This is a genomic window from Lysinibacillus sp. GW823-FHT02G10, assembly GCF_058797135.1.
In genome coordinates this window covers 1-16,038 of the sequence record NZ_JBXAJI010000013.1, presented here as the reverse complement: position 1 = coordinate 16,038, position 16,038 = coordinate 1, and the positions used below count along the sequence as shown (strand labels likewise).

Below are 16,038 nucleotides of genomic sequence, written 5' to 3'. Positions count from 1 at the left end.
ATACGAAAATGGAAAAAAAGAACCGTTTACCCTATTCGGAGTAACGGCTCTCTCTCGTCAGTTGTATTTGTTGTGTCAGTAAGGATTTTCATCCCTGCTGAATGAAACTTTATAAGATGACTATTTTAGCAAAAACAGTCTACTTACGCTCTTGCTCACTACTTGCCCGTTCTGCCATTTCTATGGCACGTTTGACCATATTACCAGCATCACGAGCTTTTATGCCGCCCCAGCCTTCCTTTTGCACAACATCATAAAATCCAAGTTCTTTTGCGATCTCTTCTTTTAAACGAGGTGACATGATACCTTTTCTAGGCATATAAACTCCTCCTTTAACAACTGACGAATTTAGTATGCCCGTGAAAACGCAAAACACTCATGTATTTTTAATATACATGAGTGTTTCTAAAATATAGAAATAAGTACTAGAAACTATTTTGCGACAGCAGCCTTTGCTTCGTCTAAAAATGTAATCTCTACTGCTTCAGTTAAAATATCTGTGTAGCTATACGATACGCGCTTGCACGTATTGTCTTCTTGATCGAGCTCTACTACAAAGATGGCGCGATATGTCTCACGTAGTATCCCTGCACACTCAACCGTTTTCTTGCGACCACCGTTTGCTTTTAATTGCAAACGTTTACCCAAATGACAATCCAACGACTTTTTAATGTCCGCTAAAGTTTTTGGCATTTTCGCTTACACCTCACTAATAACAAGTATAAGCTAATGGCCCAAAAATGTCAACAAAATATAATATTTTATCAGCCTCTTATAAATCTTGTCAACTTATTTTTTATAAAAAAATATATATTTTTTTACATATCCGAAAAATTGTTAACAAAAATTTTTACTTTGCAAATACAGGATGCAGTGCATCAGCTAATTTCCCAAACTCTTGAATTGAAAGTGTTTCTCCACGGCGAGTTGGCTCAATATTTGCTAACTCTAATGCCTGTAAAATTTGATCCTTTTGTGCCTTTCCATTAGGTAAACCAGATTGCAGGTTATTATAGATTGTTTTTCTTCGCTGTACGAATGAAGCACGCGTTACAACAAATAAAAAATCCTCATCTATTACTTTTACTGGTGGTTCCTCATGCTTAATAAGGCGAATTACTGCAGAGTCAACGTTAGGTTGCGGCATGAAAACGGTTTTTGGCACTGTCATCGCAATATCTGCTTTCACGTAATATTGTATTGCAATTGATAAAGAACCATATTCTTTCGTCCCTGGCTTAGCTGTTATACGGTCTGCTACCTCTTTCTGCATCATCACAACAAAACCACGGATCGGTAATCGGTCATTGAGTAACTTCAGTAAAATTGGGGTCGTTACATAATACGGTAAATTTGCTACAACCATAATATCATCAATACCTGGCATCTCATCTGCAATTACTTTCTCCACATCTGCCTTAAGTATGTCAGAGTGAATAATAGACACATTATTATATGGACTAAGCGTATCTTCTAGTACAGGTAATAAACGTTGGTCAATTTCAAAGGAAACTACCTTTTTAGCGCTTCTCGCCAAATGCTCAGTTAATGCCCCAATCCCAGGACCAACTTCAATTGCGCCACTATTCTCAGTTAAATTGGCGTGACTCACTATATTTCTTAAAATGTTCGGGTCAATTAAGAAGTTTTGACCTAAACTTTTTTTAAATGAAAAACCATACTTTTTTAATATTTCTTGTGTTCGAATTGGTGTAGCAATATCCTTATGCATCATTTTCCTCCTGATCTAACTGTGCGATAGCCGCACCAAATTGCTCCTCTGTAATCTGAAACATTTTCAATCTTTTATGAAGTTGTTTACCATTTGTAGCACCTATATTTAAAATTTCCCCTAGTCTATCACGACGCTGCTTTGATTGTGGATGTCCAATTAAACGAGCAGTCATTAAATCTTCCAGTGTAATTACCGCTTCGTTTAGCAACTCATGTGTAGGGGTATAGACATGTTGTAGTGCTTCACGTATATCCTCATCAGCAGCATGCTCAATCCCTAACCCTTTACCGTTTTTAGCGATCGTTTTCGCTTTTGGTAAAAAGGCATGCTTCACCCCTTTTACACGCTCCTCGATAATGGCGCGTATTCGACGTCCTGGATAGTCTGGATCAGTAAATACGATAACTCCACGTTTTTCTTGGGCGTGCTGAATTCGCTTTAACGTTTCTTCAGAAATTGCAGATCCATTCGTTTCTATAGTATCTGCTTGTACAGCACGTTTAATAGCTGTCGTATCATCTTTTCCTTCAACAACAATAATTTCTTTAATTTGCAAAAAGGCTCCTCTTTTCTATCTACCTTATCTTCTGACCATTTTACAACTGCTCTATACGATTTGTACAGGAATACAAGGTTCAGATGAGCTTATCTTATTCAACTTTCTCTCTACATACCTACAACATCATTTGCTAAAAAAATAATAAAGAAGCCTTCCCGCCAGTCAAAACAGGAAAGCTCCATTTGTGAAAAACATTTTGATTAATTTTACAATTTTTTTAATTTAATACTTTAACGCGCACTTTCTTACGTCCCCAGTTACGTGCTTGGGCATCTGTTTGTACAAGTATGTCAATCTTATTACCCTTAATTGACCCACCAGTATCCCCAGCTATAGCAGTTCCATAGCCTTCTACCCAAACCTTTGATCCTAACTTAATAACAGAAGGGTCAACTGCGATCACCTTCAAGCCAGAATTTGAACGTAGGTTTATACCAGTTGCTGATGTACCAGTACAACCGTTGCAATATGGTGTATATGCTGTTGCCGTTACATAAAATTCTTTTCCGTTAGTAGGCTCTGCTGAACCACGTGACACAGTTGCTGCACTTGCAACAATTGTTTTTGTGCCTACAGCAACCACTTGTTTCTTCGGCTCTTTTAAAACTTTCTCAGATTGTAGGTTTTTTGCCACAACCTTACCGTTTTCTTTGACAACCTCATACGTACGAGAAATCGAACCCTTCTCGCCCGTTGCTACTACTTTTTGTTTCCCCTTTTGCAATGAAGCATCCTGCTTCTTTTCAACTGCGAAATCTAAAGAGTCTTCCACTACATCGATAACCTTTTCTACGCGAACTACTGTGATTTTACTCTCCGGAGTAATAACGTTCTCCAGGTTATTTTCGACACGATCGAATTCATTTAGCTGAATTCCTTGTTGTTTTAAAAAGTTAGCGACCGTAGTCGAAGTGGACCATACTTGTCTTTTATTTACGCCATCGACAAGCGCTACTTGAAACGCTTTTTGAATATCGATTTTGTTTTCTGCTCCTAGTTCAGTATCTAGACCTTGCGCTAAAGAGTCATGTTCAGATACTTTAATATTTGCTTCCTTCAAAATGTCCTTCACAAGTGTTTCAGTTGTCCAAACTTTTGACTGATTTCCATCAACTGAAATAGTTACTTCTTTTGCCTGTTCCCATGTAATTGCTAATCCATTAACAATTTTGGTGTTCAGAGAGGGTGAAATTTTGTCATGCTCTGCTATATCTATATTTTGATTTTGTAATAATTGTTCTACAGTTTTGGCATGTGTTGATACTTCGATTGTTTCTCCATTTGCTTCAAGCTTAACGGATTTTTTCGTACCTTGATAAAGCACGAAAGAGATTACAGACACAAACAGGACAAGTGAGATAATTCTTATCACTGTTTGCTTACTCCTCAATGATCCTAAGAACAAGTTTTTCATGGAATTATTTGACATGAAAAAACGCCTCCTTAATACAAGGTTGGATTATACGGACTAGTTTTGGCACTGTCAACCCGAAAGTATTTCTCTGAAAATTGACTTCTTGTTTTTTGCCAACCACAAACCCTGTATTGGAGGCATCTAAGCTAGTTAATTGTCAATCCCAAAAAAATTTTTCGCATTGGCTGTAGTTGCTTGTGCAATTTCCTCAATTGTCAACCCTTTCAAACGTGCGATTTCCTCAGCAACTAAAGGCACGAAAGCGGGTTCATTGCGCTTACCTCGATGTGGATGTGGAGCTAAATAAGGAGCGTCTGTTTCAATCATCAAATGCTCAAGAGCTATTTCTGTAGCTACTTCCTTTGGTAGACGTGCATTTTTAAATGTCACTGGTCCCCCAAGACTAATCATAAAATTCATTGCTATACATTCACGCGCTGTTTCTACACTTCCACTAAAGCAGTGCATAACACCCCCTACGGATGCAGCATTTTCTTCACGTAAAATTTGTACAACATCACCTGTTGCATCCCTATTATGAATAACGATTGGTAAATTGATCTTTTGAGCTAATTGAATTTGCTTGCGAAAAAGTTCCTGTTGAACGTCTTTTGGAGACTTATCCCAATAGTAGTCCAATCCCGTTTCACCAATGCCAACTATTTTTGGATGTGAAGCTAATTGCTCAATCCACTCTAAATCTTGTTGAGTACAATCAATAGCGTCTACTGGATGCCAGCCAATGACACCGTAAACAAAATCATATTGCTCTATTAATTGCATTGTTCTCTCAATGGTTTTACGGTCGAAACCAATAACTACCATTCGTTCTACTTTAGCTTCAAGAGCTCTATCAATCACTTCTTGAAGATCTTCCTCATACTGATCTGCGTTTAAATGTACGTGTGTATCTATAAACATCTTCATTCTCCTAACATTGATTTTATTAAAATTTATTATTTCATATTTTTCGTGATCATTACAATTTCATTACAAACTATTCGACATTGTGACATTCCACTTAATCGACATTACCACAAGTAGTTCTTCGGGCCCATAAAACCAAGTTTTTCACGCATCGTAAATTATATCAAAATAATTTAATCCCGATTTCTCTAACAGATTTGAAAAGCCTGCTGAATAATTCATATTCAGCAGGCCTTCCTTAAGTTCATTACTTTACTTTTGCACCATTTTCAAGTTTAGGATCAACTGATGCTAATTTTAAAATTCCATCTTTCTCACCAGCTAAAATCATTCCTTGTGATATTTCACCACGTAATTTTACTGGTTTTAAATTTGCTACGACAATCACTTTTTGACCTATTAAATCATCTGGTGTATAAAATTTCGCAATACCTGAAACTACTTGACGTTGCTCATATCCTAGATCAACTTGTAGCTTTAATAATTTATCTGCTTTCGGAACAGTTTCACATGCAGTCACAGTAGCTACACGCAAATCAACTTTCATAAAATCATCAATAGTAATTTCAGGAATTTCTGGATTTTCTTCAGTTTTTTCTACCTTTTTAATTTCTTCATCCTGTGGTGTTTTCACAGACCCACGCATTTCCTCACGAATATAAGTAATCTCAACCTCATTTTCTAAGCGTGGGAAAATCGGTATCCCTTTTTCTACCACTTTAATGTTTGCTGGAATAGTATTGCCGAATGTTGCAATTGTATCCCATGCTAAGAATTTGTCATCTAATCCTAACTGATCGATCATACGTTTAGGAGTTGTTGTCATAAATGGTTGCAACATGACAGCGATTTGGTGTAAGCTTTCTGCCAAATTTCGCATAACTGCACCTAATTTTGGCTTGTCTGACTCTTCCTTTGCTAACACCCATGGTTGTGTCTCATCTATATACTTATTTGTGCGTGAAACAAGCGTCCATAAGTCAGCAAGAACGACACTAAATTGCATTTTTTCCATACTTTCTTCATATTTAATACGTACCGACTCAGCTTGCTCTTTTAAAGCTGCATCAAATTCTGTCGGTTGAAGATTTTCTGTCGGAATAATACCATCAAAATATTTATTAATCATTGAAATTGTACGATTTAATAAGTTCCCTAAATCATTAGCCAGATCAAAGTTTGTACGTTCAATAAATGATTCTGGTGAAAATACCCCATCAGAGCCAAATGGTAATTCTCGTAATAGGAAATAACGTGTCGCATCTAGACCATAACGCTCGATTAACATTTCAGGATAAATTACATTGCCTTTTGATTTAGACATTTTACCGTCTTTCATCATAATAAAACCATGAGCAAATACCTTTTTCGGTAATGGCAAATCTAATGCCATTAAGAAGATTGGCCAATAAATCGTGTGGAAACGAACAATATCCTTGCCAACTACATGTACATCTGCTGGCCAATATTTATTGAATAATGATTCATCTTCTGATAGATAACCTAAGGCTGTAATATAATTCGTTAATGCATCAACCCATACATAAATGACATGCTTTGGATCTCCTGGTACTTTAATTCCCCAGTCGAAGGATGTTCTTGATACCGATAAATCCTCTAGCCCTGGTTTAATGAAGTTGTTGATCATTTCATTTTTTCGTGATTCTGGCTCAATGAATTCAAGGTTCTCTTCATAATAAGCTAATAAACGATCTGCATATTTCTTCATATTAAAGAAGTACGATTCTTCTTTAACCTTATGCACCGGACGACCACAATCAGGACAGTTCCCGTCAACTAGTTGAGTCTCAGTAAAGAATGATTCACACGGTGTACAGTACCAGCCTTCATATTCACCTTTATAGATATCACCATTATCTAAAAACTTTTGGAAAATCTTTTCGACAGCTTTCGTATGTCGATCCTGCGTTGTTTGAATAAAGTCATCATAAGAAATATCCATTAAACCCCAAAGTTTTTTCGCAGCATCGGCAATTTCATTTACATAATCTTGAGGATGTTTACCCGCTTCAGCTGCTTTTTCTTGAATTTTTTGGCCATGTTCGTCCATTCCTGTTAAAAAGCGTACATCATAACCTTTTAAACGTTTATAGCGTGCAATAGTATCAGATGCTACTGTTGTATATGCCGTACCAATATGAAATTTCCCACTTGGATAGTAAATGGGTGTTGTTATATAGAATGTTTTTTGTTGTTCACTCACAAGAACTGCCTCCATTGTTTTACAATATACTTTCTATTCTAACGAAGTACGAAATTCGTTTCAATGAAAGTTTATTAAACGCGAAAATTGTCGAATAATATATTTAATCCATTAAATGACTTAAATAAGAACCTTTTTTACTATTAACAAAAATATTTATTAAAAACCTTTTAAAAAAATTAAAATACCTGCATTCTTCTCAAAAATTTTTTTTAAAAACCATAATATTAGTGCATTAATTAATTGACGTTTATGGCATTACTTGGTATGATAACTATCAGACAAAGAAATAATGTCGAAATTTGACGAAATACCAATATAACTTTTATAAATTAGGAGGAAATCTATTATGAAATCAACAGGGATTGTTCGTAAAGTCGATGAGTTAGGTCGTGTAGTAATTCCTATCGAGTTACGCCGTACGCTAGGTATTGCTGAAAAGGACGCTTTAGAAATCTATGTGGATGATGATAAAATCATCTTAAAAAAATATATGCCTAATATGACATGTGCTGTTACTGGTGAAGTTTCAGATGATAACTTCCGTCTAGTTGGAGGCAAATTAATTTTAAGTCCAGAAGGCGCAGAAATGTTAGTTAAAGAAATTCAATCTAACTTAAAAAAATAATTAGTTTCTCACCTAAATCAAAACAGTGATTTAGGTGTTTCTGTTTATTAATATAACCAATTTCTTAACCCCTTATAATGTCCATGTCAGACCTTTCTATTTAAGGTTACTATTATTTACAATTATTATCAATTTAAAATTGTGTCTCAAAATTATTACTTTTCAACTTTTAAGTTTCGAGTCATTAACTAAATAAAAATAAAGAGCTACCCTAATAAGGTAACTCTTTACTATTATTCACTATGATATTCATTATAAACATCTCGCTTTGCCACTTGCCTTAACTTAGCTACTTCTTTAATGGCTTCTTTTGAAGATACATTCGATTGATTGATAATGAAATCAACATGTTCAACAATGGACATGTTTTGCCAATAGGCTTCTTCATGATCTTCCTCTTCTACACAGCTATTACCTTCAAGAACAATACAAAACTCTCCTCGTATTTCTTCAGTTTGTGACCATTCTACAGCTTCAGACAAAGTACCTCGTAAAAACTCTTCAAACTTCTTTGTCAGCTCTCGAGCTAAAACAATACGACGTTCCCCGAGTATAGCTTCCATATCTTTTAATGTATCCTTTAAGCGATGTGGTGCCTCATATAGTAAAATCGTTTCTTGGCGTTTTTTTAATTGTTCTAATTGCTGGCGACGTTCCTTTTTTCCGCGATTCAAAAATCCATAAAAGAAAAATGGTTGTGGCGATAACCCAGATGCAATTAATGCTGAAATTGCTGCATTAGGCCCTGGCACTGGTACAACAGAAAAGTTTTGGGCAATTGCTTTTTCCACTATATCTGCACCTGGATCAGAAATACAAGGTAAACCTGCATCACTTACTAATGCAATTGTTTTTCCTTCTTGTAGTAATGTTAATAATTTTTCTCCACCTACGGCTATATTATGCTCATGGTAGCTGATTAGTGGTGTGTCAATCTCAAAGTAGTTACACAGCTTTTTGGTGTTTCTAGTATCTTCTGCAGCGATAATATCTGCTTCTTTTAAAATGCGAAGTGCACGCACACTCATATCCTCTAAATTACCAATAGGTGTTCCTACCAGATATAAACAACCTGTCTGATCGTGTATTGTACTTTTTTGTGATTTCACGATTCACCCCTCCTTATATAATTAATTTTCTGTGTTCTTGTTAATTGCTTAAAGGCATATTCAGCACGCATTGCTTCTTGCTTTGTCTCGAATATTTCTTTGTAAATACATTTCACTGGACCTCTAGCTCTTGTATATTTTGCTCCTTTACCAGCGTTATGTACAGCAACACGTTTTTCTATATTATTTGTATACCCTGCATAAAGAGTTTGATCAGCACACTCTAACACATAAAAGTAGTGATTATTGCTCTTTTCCATAAAGAATTTCTCTCACTTCTGTCGTGTATTCATTATTGGCATCATAAACATACAACGGCGGCAGAATTTTTAAATCAGGCTTTCCATCTTTTATTCCTTCTATTAATAATGTATTAGCCTCTTTCCCTTCCTTCGGATAAATGAGCTGCATCCGTTTAGGCTCTAAGCGATTTGCTCGCATAGCTGTCACAATATCTAATAATCGCCCAGGTCGGTGAACAAATGCGGCCTTGCCCCCTTGCTTTAATAATTTACTTGCGGATTGAATCGCTTCTTCCAATGTTAAATACAATTCATGGCGTGCAATGGCATGATGCTCACTAAGATTTTTATCACTCGCTTCATGTGCTAAAAAATAGGGTGGATTACAGGTAACCACATCATACTTTTCAATCCCAAGTTGTTTTGGTATTTCTTTAACATCTCCAAGAATCATTTGAATTTGCTGTTCTAGCTGATTGTAACGGATACTTCTCTCTGCCATCTCAAATAAACGTGGTTGAATTTCTACTCCCGTTATCTGTCCCTTTGTACGTGCACTTAAAAAAAGTGGAATCACACCATTTCCTGAGCATAAATCAACGATTTTTCCCTTATGATAAGGAATACTGACAAATTTCGAAAGCAATACTGCATCTAATGAGAACGAAAAGACAGAGGGACTTTGAATAATACGTAAATTCTCAGCCAACAAATAATCTAACCGCTCGTCACCTTTTAGCCATTTTTCCATACTTACTCCTCCTACGCTACAAAACAAAAGACTGACACCACCGTAGCGGGAATCAGCCTTTTATTACACATTTTGTTTATTTAAAAATGATAGACAGAACAGACAATCCTCACCCTTACGTGAACTTCCAAAATGAACATGGCAAACATGGAAGCCCTCTTGGTAGAGGCGAGCTAAGTTATCATATCCCTCACCAATATCTAGCGGACTCTCTTTCTTTACTTCAGCAGCTTGTACGGAGTTTGTATTAGAAAGTAGTTCTTCTAGACGTGTACGTAGGTGATGATTTTCTGTTTCAAGCGCCTTATGCTCTTCCATCATTAACGCTACAAATTGTTTCAATGCACCAAATTGCTCCTGCATTGCTTCGAGCTGTTGTTCGAACTCCATAACGGTATCTAAGAAATTACGGTCCTTCACCCAAGCCACCTCGTTAAATTCTCTATCTTAAATAAGATTTTTTTCGCATGCTAGCAGTTCTTCTAGTGTATACTCAACTGTGCGTTCCTGCTCATGTAAATATACTTGAATAAGTCTTTCCAGCACATTTAGCCCTACTACTTTCCCACGGCCATCTGGTGTCATTGTTATCTCACCAACATCTGGCATGCCCTCTTTTGCTTCTTCATATTCATCATTTTCATACTTTAAGCAACACATTAAACGTCCACAAAGGCCAGATATTTTTGAAGGATTTAATGATAGGTTTTGATCTTTAGCCATTTTAATCGAAACGGGCTCAAAATCACCCAAAAATGTGGAACAACAAAGCATTCTACCACATGGACCGATACCACCTAAAAGCTTGGCTTCATCACGCACACCAATTTGACGAAGTTCAATACGTGTTCTAAAAACCGAGGCTAAATCTTTTACTAGATCCCTAAAATCAACTCGTCCTTCAGCTGTAAAGTAAAAAATAATTTTATTACGATCAAATGTATATTCAACATCTACAAGTTTCATTTCTAAATTATGCTCTATAATTTTAGTACTAGCGAGCTCAAATGCACGCTTTGATTCCGCTGCATTTTCCTCTACTTGTATACGATCACGATCATCTGCTGGTCTAAGTACTTGTTTTAGTGGTAATACAACATCATTATCACCCACAACTTTTTGAGGGACAACTACTTTTCCATACTCTACACCGCGGGCTGTCTCTACAATAACATATTGACTATCCTCTAGTAGAAATGATGCCGGATCAAAATAATATATTTTACCCGCCTTTTTAAAGCGGACTCCTACTACATTATACAAATGTATATCCCTCCTGCAGATTTAGCATTAACTGCTCCATCAATAACGTCCTATTCATGTTACGCTGTAAAGAGGCGCGTGCTTGTAAAATAGATTCCATCTGGTTTGATAATCTTTCATAAGTGGAATATAACGCAACTTCTTTAAATAGTGGTAACATGTCTGGATAAGTACAAGCTGCCTCGGGATTAGCTTTTATTGACACTATATCACGGTAAGCAAATAGTAGTAAATCCAATGCTTGCTCCATCTCGCTTTTTTCTTTAAAGTGAGGCAACCACTCTTCATGCACAATAAGCAATGCTTCGTGTACATTTTGCCGAATAGCCTCTACTAATTTTAACACTGTTTTTCGAGCGAGTGCAAACTGCTCATCATTTGCTAGAAAAATCGCTGTTTCGAGCTCATTTGTCATCATGCTTACTGTTGAGGCCATTGAATATGAAATATTATTTTCCTGTAAATGCTTCAACAAAACATGACGTGGCATTTTTTGAAATTTGATATGTTGACAACGAGAACGGATAGTTGGAAGAATTGACTGCATTTGCTCAGTTAGTAATATGGCAGTTACTTCTCCTTCTGGCTCCTCTAAAAATTTAAGTATCATATTTGCAGAGGCTGTATTAAGACGGTCTGCATGATGAAGCACATAAATCTTACGTCCTTCTTCTACACCCACCATTTTCATTTCTCCGATGAGTTCTCGCATCTGATCAATTTTTATGAATTGACCATCTGGATAAATTCGATGAATATTTGGATGATTTCCCGAATCTACACGTTTGCAATTTCGACATGTTTCACATGGAACATTTCCACTTGGTTGCTCACATAACATTAATTTGACAAAAAAGTGCATAATATCTGCCTTGCCTGTCCCTTTTTCGCCATCAAAAATATATGCATGTGCTAATCTATTCTTGTCAAATATTGTTTGAAGCTGCTTCATTACGACTGGTTGCAGTGTGAGTAGCTCTTCAACATTCTTGGCCATACATTTAAATTCCTTCCTGTCTCTACAACAAAAGGTGATACTTTCTTGCACTCTTGTAAAGATTACAGTTGTTTACTTTATGGCGAGTAGCCACATCAACATTTGAAAAAAGCCCGCGCCTAAATGAGAACGAGACACGGGTTTTACATATATAAATTAATTAGTAAGCCTTTAATTTCACCGATTTTATCAAGAAGATCTATTGCTTCTTTTTCTTCGTCTAAGAGATCCTGTGCAAGCTCGACAAGACGTGTATCAATGGTTTCAATGATTTTCAGACGTCTTCCTTCACCAAAACGATTCCAGGTATGTGATTGTTTTAACTCCATACCATGTTCTACTGTCTCTTGTAGAAATCGTTTAACAAGCATTTTAAACCTAGCAAGTTCTCGTAAATTACGTGATCTAGCTACTCGGTCCCCTGCAGTAGATATATCTCCTAACAAACGCGTGAGTTGTTCTGTTTGCAGCTTATTACCTTGCTTGACGACCATATCTCCAAATCGGTTATTTTGATTATTATTTTGTAGTGGCTCTTTGCGATTTGTATTTAACCCGACACGTATATCTTGATTAATCTTCAAGCTGGTTTCGCCCCCACAATTTTCATCTATTTCTCCTACGCATAATCAATTTTAAATAAAATGTTTAATAGTAACAAATAATCAATGATTTAGCTTCGGAGGCTACTTTTTAAAAATGATGGAATTGTTCAATCGGTAAAACAAATACGGTAGCTCCTCCCACCTCTACCTCCACAGGGTAAGGTATATAGGAATCAGCATTTCCTCCTAACGGAGAAACGGGTGCAACCATTTGCTCTCTTGCCCGACAATTATCCCGAATAATATCTAAAAGTTTGGGTATGAGAGAGTCTTCAGTTCCTATAAGAAATGTCGTATTTCCTGAACGTAAAAATCCTCCTGTGCTCGCTAATTTAGTTGCGCGAAACTGATTTTTCGTTAAAGCATTTGATAAGCGGCTGCTATCCTGATCTTGCACTACAGCTACGACTAACTTCATTCGCACTCACCCCTTTTATAAAATTCACCTAGATAGATTTCAATTCTATTCTTAATCTTAGTTCATCTGTTGAACTTGAGGAACATCATCATATTGATACAAAAACTCTATAAGAAAGTTTTAAAAGAGACATCTACAAGGTTCCCTAAACACATAATGTATCTTACACGAAGGTGTGTCTGACCTAATAGGTACTTCGACAAATGTTGCCCTCCTAGTGAAGATAAATTAATGGATAGTATCATTATATCACATTGTTGTAGACAACTTCATGCATTTACTGCATTGCTTCCAATAATAATAACCATACATCTTCCACAACATTTTCAATATCTTGATCTGCATTGACTACACGTATTCGCTCTGGATACTGCTCTACTAATTGTAAATATCCTTCACGTACCTTCTGATGAAACGGTAAGCTTTCAACATCTAAGCGGTTTACTTCCCGATTGCCAGATGCATGAATACGCGCTAAGCCAACCTCTGGAGCAAGATCAAATAGTATGGTCACGTCAGGTAATTTCTTCCCAATAGCAAATTCATTAATAGAAAGTACCTCATTGACACCTATACCTCTTGCATATCCTTGATAAGCTAAAGAGGAATCAATAAAACGGTCACATATCACTAACTTCCCTGCATCTAAGGCAGGACGTACTTTCTCAAAATAATGCTGGCTTCTTGCTGCAGCATATAACAATGCTTCTGTTCGTTCATCCATAGCAGTATGTGCAGGATTCAAAATAATCGTTCTTATTTTTTCTGCAATCTCAATTCCACCTGGTTCTCTTGTTGCTAGAACTTCAATATTATTTTTTGTTAATCGCTCTGCTATCATTTGAATGACCGTTGTTTTTCCTGCTCCCTCTGGTCCTTCAAATGTAATAAATAAATTGCTATTCATGCTGTTATTGCCTCCAACTATTTAATAACCTGAATCATTTTTTCTGCTAAACGATGATTCCCCTGGAATGTTGCACCTGCTGCTAGTAGCTCTTCCAATTGACTTAACTTAGCTACTGTTATTCTTTCTCCTGGTACTAATAATGGTATACCAGGTGGATAAGGAATGATCATATTCGCTGAAATTCGCCCCATTGTACGCATATATGGTAACCATTCTTTCTCTAATGATGCAACCTCATTAAAGGTATATATAGGCTCAGTAATCGGTACAAAATGATAGGCTGTTTGAGAAGCCGTCATGCTATCTGTTTTAGCTGTATTTAATAGCGTTGTTATGGCCTCTTTTATACGAACCCTGATTTCAGCAAATGGGTAGGTATGTCCCTGCTTCAGCAAAGGTAACACAAATAAAACCTGATTGGCATCTGCAAGTTCCCCATATACATGCTTTGCCTCTAATGCCTCCTGTAATTGAAAGCCACTATAACCATTAACACGTAGCAATACTTTAAGTGGATCATCTACTTCAATTACTTCTAATGATCCAATTGCTCGTAATGCATCTACCCATTGATTCTTTTTTTCTATTATATATGCCCCATCACTCTCCATATATGTCTGTACATAATAGCGAGCATCATCCAATGATGCTAATAATAAGTAAGATGGACTACTAGATTGTAACATGCGTAAGTAATGATGTATTTTGTCAGCCTCTATCAATGCCGACTTAACATGCATAAAAGAGGCCATCGTCATAGCAGGTAAAGTTTTATGAGCTGATTGAACAACAACGTCTGCACCAAGTGTCAATGCGGATGGCTGAAATAGCGTACATGCATTAAAATGAGCGCCATGTGCTTCATCCACCAATACAGGTATTCCCTTCTCATGACAATAAACAATTTGTTGCTGTATTTCATTCGAAGTCATCCCATAATAAGTAGGATATGTTAAAACTACTGCTTTCGCCTCTGAATAATTTTCTACGGCTTCTTTTAAATCTCTATAAGTTACATGTGTCGCCGACATTGTCCGCTCATCCCATAGCGGCGACACAAAAATTGGCTTAGCCCCAACAAGTTCAATAGCATGGAAAATTGATTTATGTGCATTACGCTGAACAATAATGGTATCTCCTTTGTTACAAGTAGCATAAATCATTGCTAAATTTCCAACAGTAGACCCTCCTACTAAAAAGAAACTCTTCGTTGCTCCATATGTATCTGCCAATAAATTCTCGGCTTCTAATATCATTTCCTCAGGGTAATGTAGATCATCTAATCCAGATAATTCAGTTACATCATAACGCATAACATCTTTAAATGCTTGCGGAAGGTGAGACAGTTCACCATGCTTATGACCTGGGACATGAAAAGAAATATTTTGTTGCTGTCGAAAACGTTCTAACCCTTCTATAATTGGTTTTTTCTTATGCAAAACATACACCCATTTTCGTTAGATTCTCCTTAATTATACGAAATTATAAGGACAGAAAAAAGCTATCCCTCCGCATGGAAATCCACTTTTTATTTAGTAACAAACCTTTTCATCAAAGTTAATCACAGCTTGATGTCATTATCGTTGACGCCTCACTCAAAAAAAGAGTCATCTATACCTAAACCATCATTTTTGTAGCAATAAGAGTTGCTTATTAAAATAAAACCGATTATTGCTGTTATCTGTAATAATCGGTTCACCACTTATTTTCATATAACTAGTCTTGTAATGTTTGAATGGCCATTGCTTCCACTAATTGCTCAATCAACCCAGGTACAAAATTATCTAATACTGGATTCATCATTCCTGCTAAAAACCCACTTGCTTTCATTGTTAAATTACCAGTCAGTTGTGGTGATTCATTTTGATTTTGTAAGATTTCAAAAGAACCATTACCATTTATAGGATCAGATAAACCCTCTAATTCAAACTGTATTTGATGAGCATCTGATTTGTTTACTTTAAGTTTTACTTTAACAGCTTTCTGAATTATACCAAAGTCTCCTTGGAAGACCCAGATCATATCGTCTTCATTTAGTAATTCGTGATGTAAGTAACCTGGTATTAAAACAGCCCATTGTTCTTTATTATGAATAAAACCCTCTAATTTATTTTTCTGTACATTGATTACCTTACTATATTGTCCTGTTGCCATTCCATTGCACCCCTTTGAATATTTTGATCACTCTATTAAACTTTAACATTTTCTAGATTTCAAAACATACAAAAAAACCACTGATTTCTCAGTGGTTACTTT

At 36.3% G+C, this 16,038-nt stretch carries 19 protein-coding genes; 1 reads left to right on the top strand and 18 read right to left on the bottom strand.

From position 1 onward, the window contains the following. Positions 1-139 precede the first annotated feature (139 nt). From AC1RFD_RS21445 to metG, 7 genes are all read right to left on the bottom strand, one after another. Positions 140-319: a small, acid-soluble spore protein, alpha/beta type gene (locus tag AC1RFD_RS21445; RefSeq protein WP_004229193.1), complete on the bottom strand. Its 180-nt coding sequence runs from the start codon at positions 317-319 to the stop codon at positions 140-142. A 113-nt stretch (positions 320-432) separates the two neighbouring features. After that, on the bottom strand, positions 433-693 hold the full coding sequence (gene veg, locus AC1RFD_RS21440) for a biofilm formation stimulator Veg (RefSeq protein ID WP_004229199.1): 261 nt from the start codon (positions 691-693) through the stop codon (positions 433-435). 157 nt (positions 694-850) lie between these two features. After that, a complete protein-coding gene (rsmA, locus tag AC1RFD_RS21435) occupies positions 851-1,732 on the bottom strand; it encodes a 16S rRNA (adenine(1518)-N(6)/adenine(1519)-N(6))-dimethyltransferase RsmA (protein ID WP_048395444.1) in 882 nt (293 codons plus the stop codon). After that, positions 1,725-2,291, bottom strand: a complete 567-nt coding sequence (gene rnmV, locus AC1RFD_RS21430) for a ribonuclease M5 (protein ID WP_048395443.1) — start codon at positions 2,289-2,291, stop codon at positions 1,725-1,727. Before rnmV ends, rsmA begins: the two co-directional genes overlap by 8 nt. Before the next feature lie 220 nt (positions 2,292-2,511). Further along, entirely contained in the window at positions 2,512-3,723 is a 1,212-nt protein-coding gene (locus AC1RFD_RS21425) for a resuscitation-promoting factor (RefSeq protein ID WP_048395441.1), read from the bottom strand. Positions 3,724-3,858: 135 nt separating this feature from the next. Continuing rightward, complete coding sequence (locus tag AC1RFD_RS21420) at positions 3,859-4,629, bottom strand: TatD family hydrolase (RefSeq protein WP_048395439.1); 771 nt, start codon at positions 4,627-4,629, stop codon at positions 3,859-3,861. 253 nt (positions 4,630-4,882) lie between these two features. Then, positions 4,883-6,874 carry a methionine--tRNA ligase gene (gene metG / locus AC1RFD_RS21415; protein ID WP_369823948.1) on the bottom strand — a complete coding sequence of 664 codons (1,992 nt, stop codon included), beginning with the start codon at positions 6,872-6,874 and terminating at the stop codon, positions 4,883-4,885. A gap of 334 nt (positions 6,875-7,208) precedes the next feature. Between metG and abrB the strand changes: the two genes are divergently transcribed. Beyond that, entirely contained in the window at positions 7,209-7,487 is a 279-nt protein-coding gene (gene abrB / locus AC1RFD_RS21410; RefSeq protein ID WP_004229214.1) for a transition state genes transcriptional regulator AbrB, read from the top strand. Between the two features lie 233 nt (positions 7,488-7,720). On the opposite strand, the gene rsmI is transcribed toward abrB, so the two are convergent. The 11 genes from rsmI to AC1RFD_RS21355 form a co-directional block, all read right to left on the bottom strand. Continuing rightward, positions 7,721-8,596 carry a 16S rRNA (cytidine(1402)-2'-O)-methyltransferase gene (gene rsmI, locus AC1RFD_RS21405; RefSeq protein ID WP_048395435.1) on the bottom strand — a complete coding sequence of 292 codons (876 nt, stop codon included), beginning with the start codon at positions 8,594-8,596 and terminating at the stop codon, positions 7,721-7,723. Further along, positions 8,593-8,856, bottom strand: a complete 264-nt coding sequence (locus AC1RFD_RS21400; RefSeq protein WP_004229219.1) for a GIY-YIG nuclease family protein — start codon at positions 8,854-8,856, stop codon at positions 8,593-8,595. Before AC1RFD_RS21400 ends, rsmI begins: the two co-directional genes overlap by 4 nt. After that, positions 8,840-9,589: a tRNA1(Val) (adenine(37)-N6)-methyltransferase gene (locus AC1RFD_RS21395; protein ID WP_054548597.1), complete on the bottom strand. Its 750-nt coding sequence runs from the start codon at positions 9,587-9,589 to the stop codon at positions 8,840-8,842. The genes AC1RFD_RS21400 and AC1RFD_RS21395 overlap by 17 nt, the downstream gene beginning before the upstream one ends. Positions 9,590-9,652: 63 nt before the next feature. Beyond that, on the bottom strand, positions 9,653-10,009 hold the full coding sequence (yabA, locus tag AC1RFD_RS21390) for a DNA replication initiation control protein YabA (protein WP_004229222.1): 357 nt from the start codon (positions 10,007-10,009) through the stop codon (positions 9,653-9,655). 27 nt (positions 10,010-10,036) lie between these two features. Further along, positions 10,037-10,852, bottom strand: coding sequence for a PSP1 domain-containing protein (locus AC1RFD_RS21385; protein ID WP_048395431.1), 816 nt, complete (start codon positions 10,850-10,852; stop codon positions 10,037-10,039). Beyond that, positions 10,845-11,849: a DNA polymerase III subunit delta' gene (gene holB / locus AC1RFD_RS21380; RefSeq protein WP_492475248.1), complete on the bottom strand. Its 1,005-nt coding sequence runs from the start codon at positions 11,847-11,849 to the stop codon at positions 10,845-10,847. Before holB ends, AC1RFD_RS21385 begins: the two co-directional genes overlap by 8 nt. A gap of 143 nt (positions 11,850-11,992) precedes the next feature. Then, positions 11,993-12,433 (bottom strand): YaaR family protein, encoded by a 441-nt coding sequence (locus tag AC1RFD_RS21375; protein WP_004229228.1) that lies wholly within the window; start codon positions 12,431-12,433, stop codon positions 11,993-11,995. A gap of 109 nt (positions 12,434-12,542) precedes the next feature. Then, on the bottom strand, positions 12,543-12,872 hold the full coding sequence (gene darA / locus AC1RFD_RS21370; protein ID WP_004229230.1) for a cyclic di-AMP receptor DarA: 330 nt from the start codon (positions 12,870-12,872) through the stop codon (positions 12,543-12,545). Between the two features lie 277 nt (positions 12,873-13,149). Then, positions 13,150-13,779: a dTMP kinase gene (gene tmk / locus AC1RFD_RS21365; protein WP_115674067.1), complete on the bottom strand. Its 630-nt coding sequence runs from the start codon at positions 13,777-13,779 to the stop codon at positions 13,150-13,152. Positions 13,780-13,796: 17 nt separating this feature from the next. Next, positions 13,797-15,221 carry an aminotransferase class I/II-fold pyridoxal phosphate-dependent enzyme gene (locus AC1RFD_RS21360; protein ID WP_463518852.1) on the bottom strand — a complete coding sequence of 475 codons (1,425 nt, stop codon included), beginning with the start codon at positions 15,219-15,221 and terminating at the stop codon, positions 13,797-13,799. Between the two features lie 277 nt (positions 15,222-15,498). Then, complete coding sequence (locus AC1RFD_RS21355) at positions 15,499-15,936, bottom strand: SRPBCC domain-containing protein (RefSeq protein ID WP_115674065.1); 438 nt, start codon at positions 15,934-15,936, stop codon at positions 15,499-15,501. Between the last annotated feature and the right edge of the window lie 102 nt (positions 15,937-16,038).